General features: G+C 34.7%; 17 protein-coding genes and 1 tRNA gene. 8 read left to right on the top strand and 10 right to left on the bottom strand.

Features of this window, described 5'->3' with window-relative positions; genetic code table 11:
• Nucleotides 1-138 precede the first annotated feature (138 nt).
• On the bottom strand, nt 139-1,191 hold the full coding sequence (locus ACFIMI_RS03875; protein ID WP_375628804.1) for a DUF475 domain-containing protein: 1,053 nt from the start codon (nt 1,189-1,191) through the stop codon (nt 139-141).
• Nucleotides 1,192-1,549: 358 nt separating this feature from the next.
• Here ACFIMI_RS03875 and ACFIMI_RS03870 point away from each other — a divergent pair, with 358 nt between their 5' ends.
• Together ACFIMI_RS03870 and ACFIMI_RS03865 are read left to right on the top strand one after the other, a co-directional pair.
• Nucleotides 1,550-2,089 carry a helix-turn-helix domain-containing protein gene (locus tag ACFIMI_RS03870; protein ID WP_375628802.1) on the top strand — a complete coding sequence of 180 codons (540 nt, stop codon included), beginning with the start codon at nt 1,550-1,552 and terminating at the stop codon, nt 2,087-2,089.
• A gap of 389 nt (nt 2,090-2,478) precedes the next feature.
• Nucleotides 2,479-2,658: a DUF1508 domain-containing protein gene (locus ACFIMI_RS03865; protein ID WP_142416545.1), complete on the top strand. Its 180-nt coding sequence runs from the start codon at nt 2,479-2,481 to the stop codon at nt 2,656-2,658.
• Nucleotides 2,659-3,188: 530 nt separating this feature from the next.
• On the opposite strand, the gene ACFIMI_RS03860 is transcribed toward ACFIMI_RS03865, so the two are convergent.
• From ACFIMI_RS03860 to ACFIMI_RS03845, 4 genes are all read right to left on the bottom strand, one after another.
• On the bottom strand, nt 3,189-3,359 hold the full coding sequence (locus ACFIMI_RS03860) for a hypothetical protein (RefSeq protein ID WP_375613355.1): 171 nt from the start codon (nt 3,357-3,359) through the stop codon (nt 3,189-3,191).
• Nucleotides 3,360-3,411: 52 nt separating this feature from the next.
• Nucleotides 3,412-3,723, bottom strand: coding sequence for a hypothetical protein (locus ACFIMI_RS03855; RefSeq protein WP_375613354.1), 312 nt, complete (start codon nt 3,721-3,723; stop codon nt 3,412-3,414).
• Nucleotides 3,724-4,029: 306 nt separating this feature from the next.
• On the bottom strand, nt 4,030-4,278 hold the full coding sequence (locus tag ACFIMI_RS03850; RefSeq protein WP_375613353.1) for a hypothetical protein: 249 nt from the start codon (nt 4,276-4,278) through the stop codon (nt 4,030-4,032).
• A gap of 21 nt (nt 4,279-4,299) precedes the next feature.
• A complete protein-coding gene (locus ACFIMI_RS03845; protein WP_375613352.1) occupies nt 4,300-4,425 on the bottom strand; it encodes a hypothetical protein in 126 nt (41 codons plus the stop codon).
• Between the two features lie 610 nt (nt 4,426-5,035).
• On the opposite strand from ACFIMI_RS03845, the gene ACFIMI_RS03840 reads away from it, so the two are divergent.
• Entirely contained in the window at nt 5,036-5,350 is a 315-nt protein-coding gene (locus ACFIMI_RS03840; protein ID WP_007347852.1) for a helix-turn-helix domain-containing protein, read from the top strand.
• Here ACFIMI_RS03840 and ACFIMI_RS03835 read toward each other — a convergent pair.
• A complete protein-coding gene (locus tag ACFIMI_RS03835) occupies nt 5,274-5,456 on the bottom strand; it encodes a hypothetical protein (protein WP_375611974.1) in 183 nt (60 codons plus the stop codon). The two genes, ACFIMI_RS03840 and ACFIMI_RS03835, sit on opposite strands and share 77 nt — an antisense overlap.
• A 1,697-nt stretch (nt 5,457-7,153) precedes the next feature.
• A tRNA-Ile gene (locus ACFIMI_RS03830) sits at nt 7,154-7,230 on the bottom strand.
• A gap of 170 nt (nt 7,231-7,400) precedes the next feature.
• Here ACFIMI_RS03830 and ACFIMI_RS03825 point away from each other — a divergent pair.
• Entirely contained in the window at nt 7,401-8,144 is a 744-nt protein-coding gene (locus ACFIMI_RS03825) for an SIMPL domain-containing protein (protein ID WP_375638343.1), read from the top strand.
• A 29-nt stretch (nt 8,145-8,173) separates the two neighbouring features.
• Here ACFIMI_RS03825 and ACFIMI_RS03820 read toward each other — a convergent pair whose 3' ends face one another.
• From ACFIMI_RS03820 to dnaG, 3 genes are all read right to left on the bottom strand, one after another.
• Nucleotides 8,174-8,635 (bottom strand): YcgN family cysteine cluster protein, encoded by a 462-nt coding sequence (locus tag ACFIMI_RS03820; RefSeq protein WP_375628795.1) that lies wholly within the window; start codon nt 8,633-8,635, stop codon nt 8,174-8,176.
• Nucleotides 8,636-9,245: 610 nt separating this feature from the next.
• On the bottom strand, nt 9,246-11,261 hold the full coding sequence (gene rpoD, locus ACFIMI_RS03815) for an RNA polymerase sigma factor RpoD (RefSeq protein ID WP_375613401.1): 2,016 nt from the start codon (nt 11,259-11,261) through the stop codon (nt 9,246-9,248).
• A 390-nt stretch (nt 11,262-11,651) separates the two neighbouring features.
• Entirely contained in the window at nt 11,652-13,589 is a 1,938-nt protein-coding gene (gene dnaG / locus ACFIMI_RS03810; protein WP_375692261.1) for a DNA primase, read from the bottom strand.
• A 134-nt stretch (nt 13,590-13,723) separates the two neighbouring features.
• Here dnaG and ACFIMI_RS03805 point away from each other — a divergent pair, with 134 nt between their 5' ends.
• The 4 genes from ACFIMI_RS03805 to ubiC all read left to right on the top strand — a co-directional run bounded on the left by ACFIMI_RS03805 (nt 13,724) and on the right by ubiC (nt 19,465).
• Nucleotides 13,724-14,941, top strand: a complete 1,218-nt coding sequence (locus ACFIMI_RS03805) for a mechanosensitive ion channel family protein (RefSeq protein ID WP_375638344.1) — start codon at nt 13,724-13,726, stop codon at nt 14,939-14,941.
• A gap of 69 nt (nt 14,942-15,010) precedes the next feature.
• On the top strand, nt 15,011-16,702 hold the full coding sequence (locus ACFIMI_RS03800; RefSeq protein WP_375613347.1) for a Na/Pi cotransporter family protein: 1,692 nt from the start codon (nt 15,011-15,013) through the stop codon (nt 16,700-16,702).
• 855 nt (nt 16,703-17,557) lie between these two features.
• Complete coding sequence (locus tag ACFIMI_RS03795) at nt 17,558-17,809, top strand: GlsB/YeaQ/YmgE family stress response membrane protein (protein WP_375611967.1); 252 nt, start codon at nt 17,558-17,560, stop codon at nt 17,807-17,809.
• A 1,149-nt stretch (nt 17,810-18,958) separates the two neighbouring features.
• Complete coding sequence (gene ubiC, locus ACFIMI_RS03790) at nt 18,959-19,465, top strand: chorismate lyase (protein WP_375611966.1); 507 nt, start codon at nt 18,959-18,961, stop codon at nt 19,463-19,465.
• Nucleotides 19,466-19,866: the final 401 nt, after the last annotated feature.

Here is a 19,866-nt window from a genome sequence, read left to right as displayed (position 1 = left end):
TGGGTAGTATCATACAATGAACTCAACTTTAAAAAAACGCAAATAAGCAATAAAATAGTATTTTATTTTGCATAAAAGACCTCTTTCTATTCAAAGATATGCGATAAACAAAAGTGTGAACAAAGGAAGAAATCTCCATTACTTAGATACAACATGTTTATCTAATTGACGATGCTTAAAACGAATCGAAGAATATAATGCCATTCCAATAATACAGACTCCCACAAGTCCTGTTAAAACTTCAGGAACCGATATAATCGTTTGCAGATACATAATCACTGCAAGAACTAGAATTGCATAAAAAGCACCATGCTCTAAATAACGATAATGCAATAATGTTCCTGATTCAACCAACATAATTGTCATAGAACGAACGTAAAATGCTCCGATACCAAGACCTATCGCAATAATAAAAAGGTTGTGTGAAAAGGCAAAAGCACCAACCACGCCATCGAAAGAAAAACTAGCATCAAGAACTTCTAAATAAAGAAACGCCCCTACTCCCCCGTGAGCTACTGTTGTTAAAGTCTTTTGAGGAGTATCCAAGAGATGACCGACAACTTCAACACCGATAAAGGTCAAAAGTCCATAAAGTGCTGCTAATAAAAAAGTTATTTTATTTTCTGCGTCAATCTGAGCTGAAACAAATAAGATCAAAATCAAAACAATTGCAATATCAATTCCAACAAGCGCCCCAAACTTTTGAGCAGATCTCTCTATAACATTAAGCCAATGCACTTCTTTTTCAGAATCAAAAAAATATTTTAAGCCAACCATCATAAGGAAAGTTCCTCCAAAAGCAGCAATCCCCATATGCGCATCGGTTAAAACTTCAGCATATCGATGTGGTTCCCATATCGCTAATTTGACTGCCGCAATTGGATTAATCCCAACAGCAACGACAACCACCAATAATGGAAAAACAATTCTCATCCCAAATACAGCTATCAAAATACCCCATATAAGAAAACGACGACGCCACAATGGACTCATTCTACTAAGAACACGCGCATTGATAATAGAATTATCAAAAGATAAAGAAATTTCCAAAATTCCTAAAACAAAGCAAATAAAAAAATATTTAAGAAAACCAGTAATACTTTCCGTTTCAAACCAACCAATAACCCCTCCTAAAAAGACACCAATAATCGTGAAAAAAAAAGCAAACCCAAAATAGCGTAATAGGGACATGATCATTCCTCAAAGTTTATTTTCTACTTCATCTAAGCACACCCAGTACCAATCCAAAGTTTGCATCTCTTTAAAGTTGCATCTATTAATGCAGAGGTGTATAGAATATATATGGTAAAGTTACATGAAAATTCTCTCAAAAAAAGCAAGAGACAAATGTAGCAACAAGGAATTTTGTTTTGAAGTGAATATCAATTGTCAATACAATAAGTGCAAGATTGCTTTCTATCTACACAAATAAAAAAATAACAAGAAATTAAAGCTATAATATTGACATTATATCATAGAATATTAATACATAGTGTGCTTTTATTATTTAATGATTTATACCATGATGATTTACCGAGGGAGATAATTCGTGGCACGTCCTGAAACTGAATCAAAAACCATATTTGGAAAACGTTTACGTTATGTACGTCTTGCTTTAGGCGATCCATCGCGTGAAACCTTAGCTAAAAGTTTTAGCATGACAAAAAATTCCATTGCTTTTTATGAGCGTGGAGAGAGAGAACCCAATCTTAGTGTCTTACAAACATACCGCACGTTATATGGTGTCAATATTAATTGGCTTTTAACTGGACAAGGAAAAATGTTTGACACCGAATATACAAAAGGTGATTTTGACTGGAATTATTTTATTAAAAAAATCGAGGGACTGGAAGAAACACTTGCCGATAGTGATCGTAACGAAAAACTAAATCAAGAAAAAATCGACAGTTCTTATGAAAAATTGCAGCAATATTTGTCAAGACAAGGTTTATCAAATGGTTTTAACTCTAAAACTACAACCTCTCTTATCGATATGAAAGCTAAAATGGCCAATTCTTATACCCTTAGCTTATTCATTGATTTACTCATTCGAAGCGTATCCCAAAAAGAGGTTATAGCTAATCAATAAACGTCTATTTCAAAAGAAAAAGCAAGAAATGATTAAACACCAGTATGGAAAGAAGTATTTTTTTACTTTATCCGTGCTGGTGAAGTTTTATATAATTTATAAACTTTATTTCTGTAACGACAGAAAAATATTTGCGTTGTAAATGAAAGTATAGTGTCTTTAAATTAAAAAAAATAATTTTATAGTATAAAATTCTCATTCATATCTTATTGACAATAAATTTTTTCTTGTTAAAAGAATAATAGCTCTCATAGAAATTATTTTTTAAGGTCAGAAAATTTAAGGGGAATATATTGACGACTTCCTAGAGAGACATACATTAATGTTTACAAGCGGATTAGTTAAATATTTATCCTGAAAATTATCAGCTATTTTATGAGGTGGGAAGCATGTATTTTGAGGTGTTTCAAGGAGTTCACAATCAATGGTACTGGCGTTTAATCTCAGGAGATGCACAAAAAATTGCTTTTTCTAGTAAAGGTTATCCAACAAAACAAGATATCCTAATCAATATTGAGCAAATAAAAGAAATTACACATAAGGCTCTTATTAGAGAACTACAGTCCTAACGTTCTTTAACATTAAAACAAGCGTTTATTTTGTATAATGGTATGGTAGTTACTTTTGTGATAAATGAAAAGTGATTGATTTGCCCTCAATGAGAGGAAGTTTTTGTATTATTTCTGACACTCACAAAGAACATTCATATTCTTACAGATTATATGTTTATTTTCAATCATACTCAAATCTCTATAGCCTTTATCAAAAAGAAAATCTCTTAAGTGTTGTATTTTTCATAAAAAATAAACGCACATGAAGAGAAGATAAATCATCAATGAGAAATATATTTACTCTAAAAGATATTAATATCTTTTACGTTCATATTCCTCTTCTGTATCTGATAATCATAACTGACTTACCCATTTCATCTTCATAAAAAGCAAATATCTCTTTCTTTCTATTATCATGCAATTTTTTATACCTATTAGCTGAAACTATCGTAGCATTTATACCTTACATCTAAAAAGAACGTGCAAAACTGTTTCCAGCAATAATATAAAATTGCTGGATTGTATAGACGCGCTTTTTAATAACTAGCCTACCTATAAACTGGTTTATCATCATAAACTCTTATTTTATGATCAACGACGCTCTGTCTTATAACCTTAAATGTTGTCATAAAATCAGAGTAAACTTGAATATTCTCTTCCAATACAATCTCTCCATCAGCACCATAATTGGCTTCATTAAAGTTTATCTCTCTCGTCATTCCAATCTTCCTAACACATTTCCAAACCCTTTAATGCAAAATATGAATACAATCACTCTTTATCATCTTCAGATTTAAGCATTTTTTTATATTTCTTTTCATTTTTTTCATATTGCTTAATTTGTTTTTTCAGTTTTTCAATTGCTTGGTCGCGTCTTTTAATCACCATACTTTGCTCTCTAATAGCCCTATCTCGTTCTTCAGTCATCTTCATAGAATCTCTTAAAAACTCATGCTTTATTCTTCTAGATTCCTCTTTTAAAATTTTCACTTGACTGCGATAATATAAAGAAAATCGAAATATAACCCCGCTGCACAACAAAACAACAATCATTGCTCCCAATAAAATTTCGTTTACACTCATTTGGATCTCCCTTAATTGTCGCTCAAGTGATGATCTTGACCAATTTGTTTCATCCTCAATCAAAAAAAGAATGCAATAAATTGCATGTTCCAAGTGTGAACAATCACTCTCGGCGTTCTTATTTTCTCCATTAAAGCATTGATAAATGACGCAAACAAATCTCTGAAAGCGGCTAAATCTACACTCACACCAATTATTTGCGACACATTTATTGACACAAAATACAAAAAATAAGGAACGTCAAATAAAACTAACGACGCAATCCAATCATACAAGCCTTGCCCAAATCGTTCCTATCTTCCTTTTTTACGCCATGTGGAATGCGGCTATATATGAAAGTTTTTCATTATTACAAAAATCTTCAGTGTCACAAAGCACAGCATTTCTGTAAAATTTTGCCTTCCCACAAATCTTTACATCACCACAAACTAAAGCATCATTATAAACTCGAGCCTTTCTAAAATCACGAGTATCACCACAAAATTCAATACATTGAGCATTCAAAACTTGATCAAAAAAGACCGCATTAGCATAAACATATGCATCTCCACTCATATTCAAATAACGATAAAGTTCTTATTTTTCATAAACATGCGAACTCTTACGAACGACTAAACAACCATATGTTAATGCATTGTTATCAATAACAATATCATTATAAACACAGACTTCATTATAAACCGCAGCATCATAAAAACACATTCATCCCCATAAGGGCATTGATCGAATGTACAATTCTACCAAACAACCACCTTTGTGGATCAGATTACCTTCCTGTTTAATAAAATATCCAAGATCACTTTTTTGATATTTCCCATTTTTTTACGCATATATACGATATACCATCTGATAGTGATCTAATTTATTACAATAAAGAAGAAATCAGTATTCTTTGTCTATGCAATTTACATTTTTTCTACAGCCATTATCCTATCTCTTAAGGCTCTAAAGCTTCGTTATATTCACACACTACCCCAACATCAGAATTTTTTTTACAAATTCTGATGTTGGGGTATATCTTGATTTATAATGCTGCTACGTATACTATCATAGTGAAATCTCATAAACATACGAGTGTGTATCGCCCTTTCTGGTATACACATTTACTTTTTCACAACCGTGGAACTAAGCAACCATTTTTATTGATTCGAATCTGAAAGTGTATGGGGACATTTTGTTATTAGTTAAAAACAACTCTATATGCTTCCTTAGCGAAGAGCTACACATGGATATTTTCACGCTCCTTGTATCATATATTCTGGATTCGCAACGCAATATTAACGCTATAGCGTAAATATGTAAAGGTCTAAAAATGACAAAGACTGAAAAAGATTGGTTCCAACGCTTAGTTGAATTGATAAAAAGTGACGGACGAACAATGATTGAAATAAGCAGAGCTGCAGGCTGTGGACAAAATTACGTCCAACAAATGATAAATGGAGGCAAGAGGCCTTCTGTAGATAAACTCATGGCTATTTTGAATACACTGGGAAATGCTAGTGCCATATATGTAATAACTGGTTTCAACATCTCCGATGAAGACTTAAAACTCATAACTTTGATTTCGTCTGGAGATAAAAAGAAGATTGAAGCCTTAAATGTTCTGTTGAATGAGCAGAATCTGTAGCATTTTCTACTTTATCCAATATCGCTTGCTTTTGAGACGTCGATAAAGACTCCCATTTCACAATAATATCAGATAAAGTTGTTTCAAATTTTTTATCATTCTTCATAGTCATACTCCATGTAGTCACACTATATAACGCTAAAGCGTTTAAAATATATCTCATACCTTAGAAAAAAATATTTGCAATAGGCAGTATGGAAGCAATTGTGTACAAACTTATTTTACAAAATCAGATGAAGTTCTATTAGTCATGTACCATGGTGAAACAGAAAGCATCACACGATCCAGACCTTCTTATGAAAATTGGTATAATCTATCAAAAACGCGAATAATGTTACGCAGATCTTGCGATTCGGACCAATAAAAACTAATGTGAAAATATCCCTGAAGACACTCCTGAACTCTATATAAGAGAACACGAAAAAGCTTTTTTGAAAAAAATACATCACAATTTATTCTACATAGCACCATCTATGTTTTTTTAACAATATTGCAAAGCGAGAATATAACAATGTTATAGGAATAAATTCTTATAAACAGAGCCACACTACCTAAAACTCTGTAACACATTTACAGGTAACCTCCCCTCTAAACGCACCTTGTAAATACTAATATAAGTCTCTATCATAAGCAAAAATGATACTATCAAAAAAATAAAACGAATCACCACGCACAATCTTTGTACGTAAATTTTATACAGATTTACAACAAGAGAGAAATTCCCTTATGCAAATGAAGAATTATATTTTAAAAGTATGGCTTTGAAGAAGAAGTATACTTTTCCAAAAAAACACCCTCCCTGCCAATAATTTTTCATAAGAGAAAAAACTCATAATAAAGATAAAACTCTCTATACGATCAATACGAGAAAAATGTTAGCAATACAAAAAAGTGCTAGGGTTACCGCAATATTGCCAATTCCTTATCAGAGTAAAATCAAAAAAGACATCTGCTCTTCAATAATAATTCGGATCACATGAAAACTCTATAATTTAAACATTAAGCAAAAAATACACAAAAACAGAAAATGGCATTTTAACAAATTTTCCAATATCATAGAAAACATTTCTTACAGAGTAATAAAATGCTTATTACAATAGAATCTGGATGATGCAAAGCGATAGAAACAATCACTCAATTGACTTTTCAAAGAACAATTAATAAAATTCTTTTCAAAAAACACGCCACCGTCACTATGAACAATATTTCTCAAGATATTAAATAGAATTCCTTTCTTGGGAAAAAGAAAATAACAACAAATGTTATCATCGTTGCCCCATGATACATATGAATGCCCATAGATCACATTCTCTTATACACTAACCTTTCATCACAATGATGCTATTCGAACGTCTAAAAGACATTAACATCACTTAGAAAAAAGCAAATTTACACTAAATGTTTTTTGAGCCATTTGTTCTGAACAAGTACAATCTTTAAAATTGGTTTTATTGAGGTCTGTTTATTTGCAGAACAAGTATAAATAAACTTATCCAATGAAGCTTTTAGCCTTCTATTTTATGAAGAACACTATATAGAAAAAGTACAAAACAGTATATGAATTAAGAAAGTAAATAGCGACCCATATCAGTTAATCCAAATGCTAAAAGGTTGCAAATGAGAGAACTTCTTTGATGAGACTAAGAAAACATACCATCATATTAAAGCAACTGAGAGAAAAAACTGCAACAAACAACGACCAAAAGCTTCTAAAACAAACAGGAAAATAAATAAAAAACGAAAAAGGTAGAATCTCAAAACTTTTATATAAGCGATCCATTTTTCTATTGTACATTTCCCTATTGGTGGGCCCGGAGGGACTCGAACCCCCAACCAAGCGGTTATGAGCCGCTGGCTCTAACCAATTGAGCTACAGGCCCTAAATAGGTTGTTTCTCTCTAAACTAAAATGCCCTATGATACAAGAGCTGACAAAGATTATAACCCATCTTTTTCTCTTTTCTATTGGTTTTTTTTTCAGTGCTCTAATTTCTTTACAAAAACTCTTAAAAATGAGAGAATAATTAACTGACAAATATAAAGGTATAGATATGATAGAAAAGAAAATTCAACCACTGAAGAGTTCTCTGGTTAAAACAGTTATATTAGCATTTACACTCTTAGCCACATCGTTGACTGTACGTGCTTATGCTGAAGAAAATAAAATGAAAAATGCAACGATTACAGTGACAGCAATCGGAGAAAGTCAAGCAGCACCGGATATGGCCATTATTAATCTAGCCGTTGTTACCTATGACAAAACTGCCCAAAAGGCATTAGCTTCCAATAATCAATCCATCAATGATATTATAAACGCTTTTAAAAACAATGGCATCCAAGCAAATGATTTGCAAACATCAGGCTTATCCATTTATCAGTCGATCTCTGATAAACACCACGAAAAAAAGAATAATGAAAAACTCTATCATGTTTCAAATTCTTTAACCGTGCGCATTCGTGATCTTACCAATGCTGGTAAAATCTTTGATCAAGCGATGACACTAGGTGTTAATTCAGTTAACGGCATTACTTTTACCAACGCAGATACAAAACCATTTTATCAAGAAGCACGTAAAAAAGCCATTACTGAAGCCATTGAAAAAGCGCAAACGATAGCGCAAGCAGCCGATTTAAAATTAGGAAAAATTATTGAAATCAATGAAAAGGATGATTACTATCACCCAACACCACGTCTCATGAGTAGAGCAGCAGATGTAAGCTATGCAAATACAAATTTTGCAGGTGGTGAATTAAATTATAACGTGAGCGTCACTGTAGTCTTTGCGATCGATTAAGTCACAAACAAGTTGTATAAAAAATCATATTACTGGCCTTCACGTAGAAGACCAGTAATGTGATAAAGATAATCTTCCTCAGATAATAATTCGTCTTCGTAAATCTCTATTTGTCCGCGTGCAGAAATATGCGCTGTATGTACCGTCTGACAATCCCCCGATACCAATGGATGCCACCAATGAAGATCTTTTCCCTCATAAATTAATCTATAAGCACAACTTTCTGGGAGCCAACGCGCTGTTTTAACTGTCGTAATGTCTAGCGATATACAATCTGGTACAATTGATTTACGATGAGCATAATCTCGACACCTGCAGGTTTCCCCATCTAAAAGACGACAAGCAATACTGGTTGCATAAAGGTCACCCGTATCATCGTCCTCAACTTTATGGAGACAACAACAGCCACAGCCATCACAAAGGCTCTCCCACTCAGAAATGGAAATCTCTTCTAATTTTTTTACTTTCCAAAAGGGAAGTTCTCCACTCATAAACTCAGACACACCTTTTTTAATTAAGACGATCTATAAAAAATGAAACGTTTAATTTCTATAATTTTATCTATTTCTGTCTCTTAAAAAGATTCAACTCAATGTATACTTTAAACCATGTTCTTAAAAGCTATCTGAATAAAAAGAGAATATTCAAAAATAGCGCATATAAATGAACATAACCTATTGAAACATCTCTTTGTAAACTTAACGAAGAATAAAATGCGTCACCTAAAATGATAGAAAAATTCCGCAAAGAACATACATTTTTCATCAAAAAGTCCGTATGTTGCAATATAAGTTTACTCCTAACAGATCTCATTTCTTAAAAACGAGCCGCGCTATACGCAAGGTAATGTTTTTATCGTTCATTTCTTGAAAGCCCCCTACTCTCTACTCCATAACCACCCTTTGCCCTATATCTATTCTTTTGAGACAGAGAAGTATAAAGCCCCAAAGCTAAGAAAAACATTAAACATCGAAAACTTTCTAGATTGTTCAAATTCTTCCTATGTTTTTCTCAAAAAAGTATCCAAGTACAACATGAAGCACCTCCCCCCTTCATTAGGAAGAAAGAGGGAGTTATTAAAATGCACACGAATTCTTTTATTTAAGAATCGAGAAAACTGCGCAATTTTCGTGAACGGCTAGGATGTTTTAATTTACGAAGTGCCTTTGCTTCAATCTGACGAATACGCTCTCTTGTAACTGAGAACTGCTGTCCCACTTCTTCCAATGTGTGATCGGTATTCATCCCTATTCCAAAACGCATCCGCAAAACACGTTCTTCTCGTGGTGTTAATGAAGCAAGAACGCGTGTTGTCGTATCTCGCAGATTAGCTTGGATAGCTGCATCAATTGGTAATAACGCATTCCTATCCTCAATAAAATCACCCAAATGGGAATCATCTTCATCACCAACAGGCGTTTCGAGAGAAATAGGTTCTTTTGCAATTTTAAGAACTTTTCGTACTTTTTCTAACGGCATAGAAAGCTTGCTAGATAATTCTTCTGGTGTTGGTTCTCGTCCAATTTCATGGAGAATCTGACGCGAGGTACGAACGATTTTATTAATTGTTTCAATCATATGAACAGGAATACGAATTGTACGTGCCTGATCAGCAATTGAACGTGTAATAGCTTGACGAATCCACCATGTTGCATAAGTTGAAAATTTGTAGCCGCGCCGATATTCAAACTTATCCACAGCCTTCATCAAACCGATATTGCCCTCTTGAATAAGATCAAGAAACTGCAAACCGCGATTGGTGTATTTTTTTGCAATTGAAATGACAAGACGCAAATTAGATTCTACCATCTCTTTTTTCGCAATTGTTGATTCGCGTTCACCTTTCTGCACCTGCATAACAATCCGACGAAATTCACCAATCGAAATAGCCGTTTCTTGCGCAAGATTTTGTATTTCACTTCGCAGTTTTTGGATTTCTTTTGCTTCACGCACCGAAAACTCTTTCCAACCAGGTGTAGGCAAAGCAGAAATATAATTCATCCAATCCGCGTCCAATTCACGCCCTTGGTATTCTTTTAAAAAGTCCTCATGGCCAATGCCATAGCTATTGGCAATCCGTTTCAGCTTACCTTCATTATGAATCAATCTCTTATTAATGTCATAAAGCTGTTCAACCAAAGCTTCGATACGATTTTGGTTTAAAGAAAGGGATTTTACTGCTTGAATCAACTCACCCTTTAATTGAATATATTTCTTCTTCTGAGAAGATGTAAGAGCCCCCTCTTTACGCTCTGCCAAACTGCTTTCAACATGCTGATCTTGTAATTTTCGTAATTTCACATAGGTTTGAGCAATAAAATCCAATGTTTCCATAACTTGAGGACAAAGTTCATTTTCCATTGCAGCAAGCGATAAGTTAACATCGTCCTCATCCTCTTCATCATCGTCTTCAATGTTTCTCTCTCCTGCGCTCTCCCCCATATTACGTATACCAGAAGACATTTTTTCTTCTACGGTCTTATCAACTTCACTTCGCTCAATAACAGGAGCCTGCTTTGCTTCTGGACCAGCATAAGTCGTTTCAAGATCAATAATTTCACGAAGAAGAATACGCTGCTCTTTTAACTCGTCACGCCAGATAATAAGAGCCTGAAAAGTCAAAGGACTCTCACAAAGTCCCGCAATCATTGTCTCACGCCCTGCTTCAATACGCTTAGCAATGGCAATTTCGCCTTCCCGCGAAAGAAGCTCAACAGCTCCCATCTCACGCAAATACATACGCACCGGATCATCCGTACGATCTGTTACTTCGCGTTTATTCGTTGTCGTTGCAATTGCGTGGCTAGAGGCTTCTACTAAATCACCCCCCTCTACCGTAACTTCTTCTTCATAATTTTCAGACTCAACTTCATCCTCATCATCCACAACATTAACCCCCATCTCAGAGAACATCGCCAAGATATCTTCAATTTGTTCGGATGTAACCTCGTCAGAAGGAAGAACAGCATTGAGTTCATCCATTGTTACGTAACCATTTTTTTTGGCAAGTTTAATCATTTTCTTGATGGCATCATCAGAAAAATCAAGAAGAGGACTATCCAAACTCGCTTGGTTTGTTACTTCTGCATTATCTTTCTGTTTAACCTTTGTTGCCATACCATAACTCCACTCGATCACTTCACAGTTTCCATGTAACCATAGTTTCCATGTGACCAGTTTTTTTGTTCTCACTAAAATCTACCAATAGTTACTCATATATACTTCCTGTTAAGAGATTACCATTGGAAAGAATACATTTTGTATACGCCCTGACATCCAGACAAACTTGACATCCAGACAAAAACGCGGGAAAACTCCAGAAGTTTCCCCGACACCTCTCAGCCCTTCTGAGATAATCTCTGCACCCTATCGTAAGAACCAATTTCCCGCTTTTCCTAAAATTTACCCGCTTTTCCTAAAATTTAATTGTCATCTTTATAAAAATGTCACTCCACATAAACTTCCTCATCTAAAATTTAAGTGACTGATTCGCATTAAAAAAGCGAATCATTTTATCGTATCTTGTGTATTCCCGTCTATTTTTTCATCCAACCAACTTCCAAATCCTTCAATTAACGCTTCTGTTGCCTGCATCTGCTCCAGCTCATTTTTTACCTCACGAAGCAGATCAAAAACCTCACTCTTAGGATTTTCTACAAGTTGCTCTTCAATATCCTGTAACCTCTTATGTAGGTGGTGTTCTTGAAGATGCAAGTAGACAGCTTGTTTTAATATAGCACGCGCATCTTCTATAGGAGCTCTACCAGGAATAATACGCATACCAATATTTTGCACAAGATGTTTCATACGCTCTAACAGAGCCTTTTGCCCTCTTTTTTCTAAGAACGCAACCATCGTCTCTTTATCATGAAGCTGTTGGTCCCCAAGAATTTCCAACATAGCTTGATGAAAAATTATCAATTGAGTATTTTTTAATTCTAACTCAGAAAGAATTTCAAAATTTTCATACCACAACTCAGGATAGTAAGCTAAAGTAAGTAAAATCACTGCTTCACGCAAAGGGATAGATTGCGAAGAATTTCGTACTATTTCAGAATTTGCTAACAGAGAAAAGGTTTGATCTTTAAAGGTCCTATTTGGTGAAGATTGACCATATCGCCCTTCCCCCCTTTTTTTCGAAAAAGAGGGACGAAAAAAATCAAAAAGGCGTTTTTTTACATCTTGCAAATAATAACGACGGACATCTTCATCCTTAATCGTAAAAATTTGTTGTTTTAGTTGTTTTTCTAGCGCTGCTCGTGCCTCTGGAATTTCAAAATGCTTTCCATAGGTAGCACGCCACCATAAAAGCTCACTCAAAGGAATAGCTTTTTGCAAAAAAGAAGAAAAAAGCTGTGCTCCACCAGCACAAACAATTTCATCAGGATCTTTCCCTTGTGGCAACAAAACAAAGCGTACACAAACCCCAGCCTTTAAAAGAGGCAACACACGATCAGCAACACGAAAAGCAGCTTTTAAACCAGCATCATCACCATCAAAACACAAAATAGGCTCCTTCCCCATCTGCCATAAAAGCTCAATTTGCGCTTCCGTTAATGCTGTCCCTAAGGGCGCTACAACTCCTTCAAAACCAGCTTTAGTCAATGCAATGACATCCATATACCCCTCAACAACAAGAAGTGAATGAATTTTTTCATCGCCAACAAAGCGACTATTTTTGCGAGCTGCTGCCGCGTTATAAAGTATATTTCCTTTATGAAACAGCACTGTTTCAGGGCTATTGAGATATTTTGCTCGTGTCTCTTTCTCTAATGCACGCCCTCCGAAAGCCACCACACGTCCGCGCAAATCTTCGATAGGAAACATAATGCGATTTCTAAATCGGTCATAAGAATCTGCGCTCTCCTCATGCACTGAGAGAAGCCCACATTCTTCCATTTGCTTTATTGAAATGCCCCGTGCACTCAAAGCTTCTTTCAAAGCTGTACGCCTTACCGGTGCAAAACCAATGCGGAAACGCTCTACAAGCTCTGGTGTAACACCACGTGCATCCAGATAACGACGTGCTTGCGTACCTTCTTTATCGCGTAAATTATATTGAAAAAAATCTGTAGCAATTTTCATCACATCATAAAGGTCAGCTTTTTCCAGTTGACGTTTATGACTTTGTGAATCCAAAATAGGGAGTTTTATTCCCGCAAAATCAGCCAAACGCTCTACACTTTCTGAAAAGTGCAATCCATCAAGCTCACACAAAAAGGTAAAAATATCTCCACTTACACCACAACCAAAACAATAATAGCGCCCTTTATGATCATCACAATGAAAACTTGGCGTTTTTTCACCATGAAATGGACAACAACACCAAAAGTCTCCCCGTGAAGGCTTACTTTTTCGAGGATCAAAATCCACCCGTTGCCCAATCACTGTTGAAATTGGGAGTCTCGTACGCAATTCATTAAGGAAATCGGGCGGAAAACGCATTATCTCTCACAGAGTTTGAAAATTCTTTTTTGCATATTTAACGACTTTAGAGCATAATTCCAATACTTCCTCTTAAGCAGTTGTAAAATTTTAAACCCTCAACTGCATATATTTTTAGAAATGGAGAATAAAAAGTGATCGAATTTATTGCTCAATATCCGTGGTTAGAGGCTATTTCTTGGCTTGTTATTCTTACTATAGCTGCCCTTTTAGTGAACTTTCTAGGACGAAAATTACTTATTCACGGAGCAAAAAAACTCTCTTCTTTTCTCCCCAAAAATACAACGATCGATATTAATAATGCTATTCAATACATAGCGGATATCATTTCAGCTTTTATTCTTTCAATTGGTGTTAATTTTATCTCAACATTGCCCGATGCATTTAGCACTGTCATCAGTAATGTTGCCAACGCCTTCATTATCTTCTTTGTCGTCCTGACAATTTCTTCCTGTCTCAATGTCATTAACATCCTTTACGAACAACGACCAACAGCACGACTAAAACCAATAAAAGGTTATATTCAAATTGCTAAAATTGCACTTTTTGCTGTTGCAACAATTTTAATGGTCGCTACATTGATTGACCGTTCCCCTCTTATTCTCTTCTCCGGTCTTGGTGCAATGGCCGCGGTTCTCATGTTAATTTTTCAAGATACGCTTCTTTCTCTCGTTGCCGGTATTCAAATTTCATCCACTGATATGGTTCGTGTTGGGGATTGGATTGAAATCCCCAATCTCGGTGCCGATGGTGATGTTATTGAAATTGCCTTGCATACTGTTAAAGTTCAAAATTTCGACAACACCATCACCTCAGTTCCTATCCGTAAACTTGTGACCGACCCTTTTAAAAATTGGCGTGGAATGCAAGAATCGGGTGGCAGACGCATCAAACGCTCCCTTTTTATTGATCAATCAAGTATCCATTTTCTCACAAAAGAAGAACAAAAATATCTTTCCCGATTTAATTTATTAGAAAGTTATTTCACGCAAAAAGTAGAAGAAATCGAACAATGGAACGCTCAATTAGATAAAAATCATGATGTCTTAGCCAATACGCGCCGTTTAACCAACATTGGAACTTTTCGTGCTTATGTTTTTGCTTATCTACAACAGCATCTAAACATCAACCCTAATATGACCCTCATGGCACGGCAATTACCTCCTACAGAAAATGGTTTACCCTTAGAAATCTATTGCTTTACGAACACCACCGTTTGGATCGACTATGAACAAATTCAAGGCGATATCTTTGATCACCTTTATTCCATTCTGCCCTGTTTCGGTCTAAAGGTTTTTCAAAATCCAAGCGGTTATGATTTTAATCAAGTATTAAAAGCAAAAGTGAAATAAAAACAATAAACTTCAATTTATTAATTTGAGGCAACCACATTCACAACAACAAAGAAAGAATAAAGTATCATGAATGGTTCATTGGTACTCCTTCATCTTGCCGGCGCTATTTCTTTACTTCTCTGGGCCACACGCATGGTGCGCACAGGAGTTGAACGCGCCTATGGTGACAGACTTAAATATAAAATGTGCCACGTCGTTTCAAAACCATTGTTTGCCGTAAGTTTTGGGCTTTTTACAGCAATGATTTTACAAAGCTCTACAGCAATAACACTCCTCGTTGGCTCTTTCGTTGAATCTGGTTTTGTCTCTGGAGTAGCAGGACTTATGGCTGTACGTGGAGGAGAATTAGGATCAGCAATCGTTGTAAAAATTCTCACCTATGACCTCACTCTTGTTGTACCCTTGTGTCTTTTAATTGGCACTTGTATCTTCATGACAACAGAAAAACGTGAATGGCGTCAAATAGGACGTATTGTCATCGGTATTGGTCTTTTGATTTTATCTTTAGAGATGATAAGTACCGCGACAGAACCTTTACGTGAAAGCGAAATTTTGCCTAGCATCATTCGTTATCTTTCAACCGATCCTATTTCCACTTTTTTGTTGGCTGCTGGCTTAACCTACCTCTTACATTCATCCATTGCAGGAATCATTTTGCTGGTCAATTTTGCCAACTACGATCTTATCCATACGCAACTCTGTGTTGTCATGGTTCTTGGTGTCAACTTTGGCTCTTCTCTTATAGCACCACTTTTAACGCGCAACGCCTCTCCTAATACCCGCCTCGTTCCCTTAGGAAATTTACTCATGCGTGGGGCAGGGTCAATCCTTATACTTATCTTATTTCTCTCCTTTCACCCTCCCATCACATGGCTTGGCAATAACGCCCCTACTCAAGTAATCAACGCCCATATCATTTTTAATGTTTTCATTCTCCTTGCTGGAATACCGCTTTCAAAATGGGTTTTAAAATTAACCACTCAGATCGTGAATATAAGTGCAAAAAAAATGCAAGCCGACAAAACGCTCAATTTATCCGATCAAACAGCTCTTGATGACAGTGTTCTTGATCGCCCAACTCTCGCCCTCTCGAATGTCATGCGTGAAGTCATTCATATTTGTGATCTTGTAGACATCATGCTAGAAAAAATTATGGGACTTTATGAAAAGCCTGATCCCAATATTATTCGTGAACTCAACCAACTCAACACCATATTGGACAAAAAACATATCGCCATCAAACTTTATCTTGCACGATTAGCGGGACAAAAATTATCTGACGAAGAAGCTCTTCAAACGCAAGAACTTCTAGGTGCCTGTATAAAATTAGACCAAGCAGGCGATATCATTATTCATAATATGTTGATGCTGGTTAAAAAGAAACAACAAAAAGGTTTACAGTTCAGCAGCGAGGGCTGGAGTGACCTCCTTCGTTTCCACGCCATTGTACTAGCCAACGCGCATATAGCATTTAACGTTCTCGTCTCACGTGATACACACACTGCACACCTATTGGTACAAAAAAAAGATCAACTACGAAACTTAGAAAAAGAGATGAGTTTAAAACATTTTAAACGTCTGCGTGAAGGGGATCTCAAAAATGTAGAATCATCCAGTCTTCATCTCGACACTGTGCGCGACCTCAAACAAATCAACTCTCTTTTGACCTCAATGATCTACCCCATTTTAGAAGAACAGGGACTTCTTCAAAGTTCTCGTCTACGCAACCCTGCTGAAGAACAAACAGAAAAAACTTAAACCTTTCAAATAACTTGAATAAAACACACATCACATCGATTATTCAATTTTGAATATGGTCAAGATATTGATTTAATCAAAATATCTTATTATTCGACAATTTAAATGAGCTTTCTGCATCGTAAGTTTCTTTCATTTAAAATCTATACATGATGAATTGCTCAAAGTCATCTGCTTGCACATTACAAACAAAGCAGCATGTAGAATAGAACTCTTGAAGAAAGACGTAAAAATGCCTAACCATCTCAAAGCCAAGACTGTTAAACACATAAAGAGTAGGTCAAGAGTATGATAGTTCCAACCTAAACCCGCCTTGTAAAAAGGGAACCGCTTCACAGTAGCAGCGAAACAGAAATACTCTATAAGAAATACAAAACCCCACAAAAATGCAACATTTATATCAAGATTGGTAGAGGTTCAACCTATACAGCCATGCTATAACGTATCAACGAAACAGTTTTCATTTCAAACATCATTGATATCAATTGGCAAGCTCCAAACTTTTAAATATCCATTTTACTTATTGCTTTAATCACAATTGTTTTTTAATGTAAGAGAGAGATTTAAAAAGCTTATAAATACACTTTATGAGTTCTTAGAACATTTCTACTAATATTTTCTTCTTTTATTCATATTTATCAATTAATTAATTTATTTATAAATTAAAATATGTTGTATATTTATACTTATTAAGTATTATTATGATATAAATGTGAATATTATTTTTATATAAAGGAAAGTAATAAGTAAAATATCTAAAAGAAATATCCTTTCCACTGGTTAAAAAAGGAATAAACCTTGATTTTTACAAAGTTTACTCTAGTTACAATTTAAATTCAGGCAAAGGAGGGTATCATGGAAAATGCAAACATCGGTTGGATTGCTGCTATTATTATCGGCGGGATTGCAGGTTGGGCAGCACAGTATATTATGAAAAGCCAAACAGGAATATTGTTAAATATTATCTTAGGAATTATTGGCGCTGCGCTAGCAAGCTTTCTTTTTAGTCTTTTAGGTGTAAGTTTTGCTGGTTGGCTTGGCTATCTTATTTCAGGTTTTATAGGAGCCTGTATTCTTATATGGATAGGACAAAAAATTCGATCATAGAGTATTTATTTTTTACACCTTTTGGAATTCAATACAAAACTAGGAAACAACTAGCAGAGTTTGAAATATTTTCTTGTAACTTGGTGTTACCAATTTTGATATGATGGTGAGATGCTTAAGCTGCGATTTTAGGCATACACCATCACCGTATTATAAAACGAAATGCAGTAAAGAACTTTATAACGCACCATTTCATACCTATATAAACTTACGCATATCAGGAGAGATATGTTGCGTTATTTTAACGAAATACGAACTGATTTATGTACCACGTGCGCAAATCCAGCATATCTCACTGTAATAACAATTCATAAGGTTACAAAAATCACTAACGATGATTAAAAATTCTACCGTATAATGCTTAACACCTATACACTCTATCAACAATACCCTTTTTACCGAAAAACTCGAAGCGCTTTTTTACATTCTTAAGAAATAAAGAGAGACGGCAAGAATAAAATGATAAATATTTTTTCTAATCTATGAAATAAAATAGTATCTAAAATAAATATGAAAATTAAATTATAATGTGTTTTTTTAAATTTATTTTTAATAATAAAAATATATAAGTAAAAATTAATAATATTAATGCAAATTTATTATAAAATTAATACACATTATGTGATGTAATATTTCAAAATTTTAATAATATAATATATTTTGCAAAAATATATGCATTACTATAAACTTCTTGATTATAAAGAATACGATCTCCTTTACATCTCAATTCAAAAGATTTGAATATCTCTTCTCTTTCTAAAGTATAAAATAAAGTTTTGTTCCTCTTAAAATTTCCTCTTTATATCATCTTGCATAGATGAATTTTTAGCTCTTCTTTATATGCGTTACAAACGAATTTTAAAGCACGAAACATTTTTCCCATTGCTCTCATGCGATAAAGAAATTTCCGTAATGCATTGTGAAAGCGCCTTGAACAAAACATAATACTTTATTTTGCTTTTTTAAATGAAAATAATCCTATAATATATACTTCCTGCATATCTTCTTTTAAAGACCTTTGCTTTCGATTTTCCCTTTGATATCTTCCTGTTAAAATCTTGCTGCTTTTATACTCCTTGTATTACAATAGAGCTATCTATTTAACCCAACATAACATATGGAATAAGACTTTAGCTGTGGAGTAAAACGATGTCTGATCTTGAAGATTCCATCTTACCACCTCTAAAGTGGTTCTCTGATCAAAATCCTCCAATACCAGAAAATGTTCGCGATTGGCTCATGGAATCGGGCTCAATGACGCTTCGATTAAAGAAATATTGTACCTGCCTCCAAGTTCAACCACAACGCGAATGTTTTATTACGCGAGATAAATTAACAGAAGAAGCAGAGCATCTCCCCGAAAATGCGCGTTATTGGCTACGCGAAGTCATATTAATGGGAGATAATAAACCTTGGCTCCTTGGACGCACTGTAATTCCACAAGAAACCCTCCTACACAATCAAGCCTTGATGCATTTGGGAACTGTACCTCTAGGACATTATTTATTTAACAATGACAAATTAACCCGCGATTACATTCATATTGGTCAACAAGGTGCGCTATGGGCACGCCGTTCCCGTTTGCGGTTAACGGGTAAGCCATTGTTGCTAACTGAACTATTTTTAACAGATTCACCACTGTATCCCCACAAATAGAGGTTACTCATTTTATTCTGCATAACTTATAGATTTCATATAGCTTATAAGGGATTTAATCAGAGAAAAGAATTTCAAAATTATCTCAAGAACACATTAAAAACAAAGATTTCTTTTCAAAATATCCTTTTATTTCATCAACTCAGCTTAAAAAATCTCTTCCCTAGAAAAAACGTTCTAAAATTCTGATTTTCTTATCATTAAAACCAGCACTTGAATTAAAAAGATACACACCATATTGATAAAACCATCTATATTTAAATTTCTTGCTGAATAATCACTACTCTAAAATACGGTAACTCTTTATCAAACAAATGCTTTGAAACAGCAAAAAAGACAATAATACACTCCCCAAAATTGGAAATCTGTATCAATTAGCTTAATCATTCTGTTTTAAAATT

The organism is Bartonella sp. AP4SXKL (assembly GCF_042195845.1).
Lineage (GTDB): Bacteria > Pseudomonadota > Alphaproteobacteria > Rhizobiales > Rhizobiaceae > Bartonella.
This window is presented reverse-complemented; position numbering and strand designations above follow the sequence as displayed.

Bases quoted from the DNA above. Each gene is read 5' to 3' on its own strand.
- ACFIMI_RS03845 (WP_375613352.1), bottom strand. From the start codon at position 4,425: ATGTGTTTTTATGATGCTGCGGTTTATAATGAAGTCTGTGTTTATAAT.
- ACFIMI_RS03820 (WP_375628795.1), bottom strand. From the start codon at position 8,635: ATGAGTGGAGAACTTCCCTTTTGGAAAGTAAAAAAATTAGAAGAGATT.
- ACFIMI_RS03855 (WP_375613354.1), bottom strand. From the start codon at position 3,723: ATGAGTGTAAACGAAATTTTATTGGGAGCAATGATTGTTGTTTTGTTG.
- ACFIMI_RS03840 (WP_007347852.1), top strand. From the start codon at position 5,036: ATGACAAAGACTGAAAAAGATTGGTTCCAACGCTTAGTTGAATTGATA.
- ACFIMI_RS03795 (WP_375611967.1), top strand. From the start codon at position 17,558: ATGGAAAATGCAAACATCGGTTGGATTGCTGCTATTATTATCGGCGGG.
- ACFIMI_RS03860 (WP_375613355.1), bottom strand. From the start codon at position 3,359: ATGACGAGAGAGATAAACTTTAATGAAGCCAATTATGGTGCTGATGGA.
- rpoD (WP_375613401.1), bottom strand. From the start codon at position 11,261: ATGGCAACAAAGGTTAAACAGAAAGATAATGCAGAAGTAACAAACCAA.
- ACFIMI_RS03850 (WP_375613353.1), bottom strand. From the start codon at position 4,278: ATGAGTGGAGATGCATATGTTTATGCTAATGCGGTCTTTTTTGATCAA.
- dnaG (WP_375692261.1), bottom strand. From the start codon at position 13,589: ATGCGTTTTCCGCCCGATTTCCTTAATGAATTGCGTACGAGACTCCCA.
- ACFIMI_RS03835 (WP_375611974.1), bottom strand. From the start codon at position 5,456: ATGAAGAATGATAAAAAATTTGAAACAACTTTATCTGATATTATTGTG.
- ACFIMI_RS03865 (WP_142416545.1), top strand. From the start codon at position 2,479: ATGTATTTTGAGGTGTTTCAAGGAGTTCACAATCAATGGTACTGGCGT.
- ACFIMI_RS03875 (WP_375628804.1), bottom strand. From the start codon at position 1,191: ATGTCCCTATTACGCTATTTTGGGTTTGCTTTTTTTTTCACGATTATT.
- ACFIMI_RS03800 (WP_375613347.1), top strand. From the start codon at position 15,011: ATGAATGGTTCATTGGTACTCCTTCATCTTGCCGGCGCTATTTCTTTA.
- ubiC (WP_375611966.1), top strand. From the start codon at position 18,959: ATGTCTGATCTTGAAGATTCCATCTTACCACCTCTAAAGTGGTTCTCT.
- ACFIMI_RS03825 (WP_375638343.1), top strand. From the start codon at position 7,401: ATGATAGAAAAGAAAATTCAACCACTGAAGAGTTCTCTGGTTAAAACA.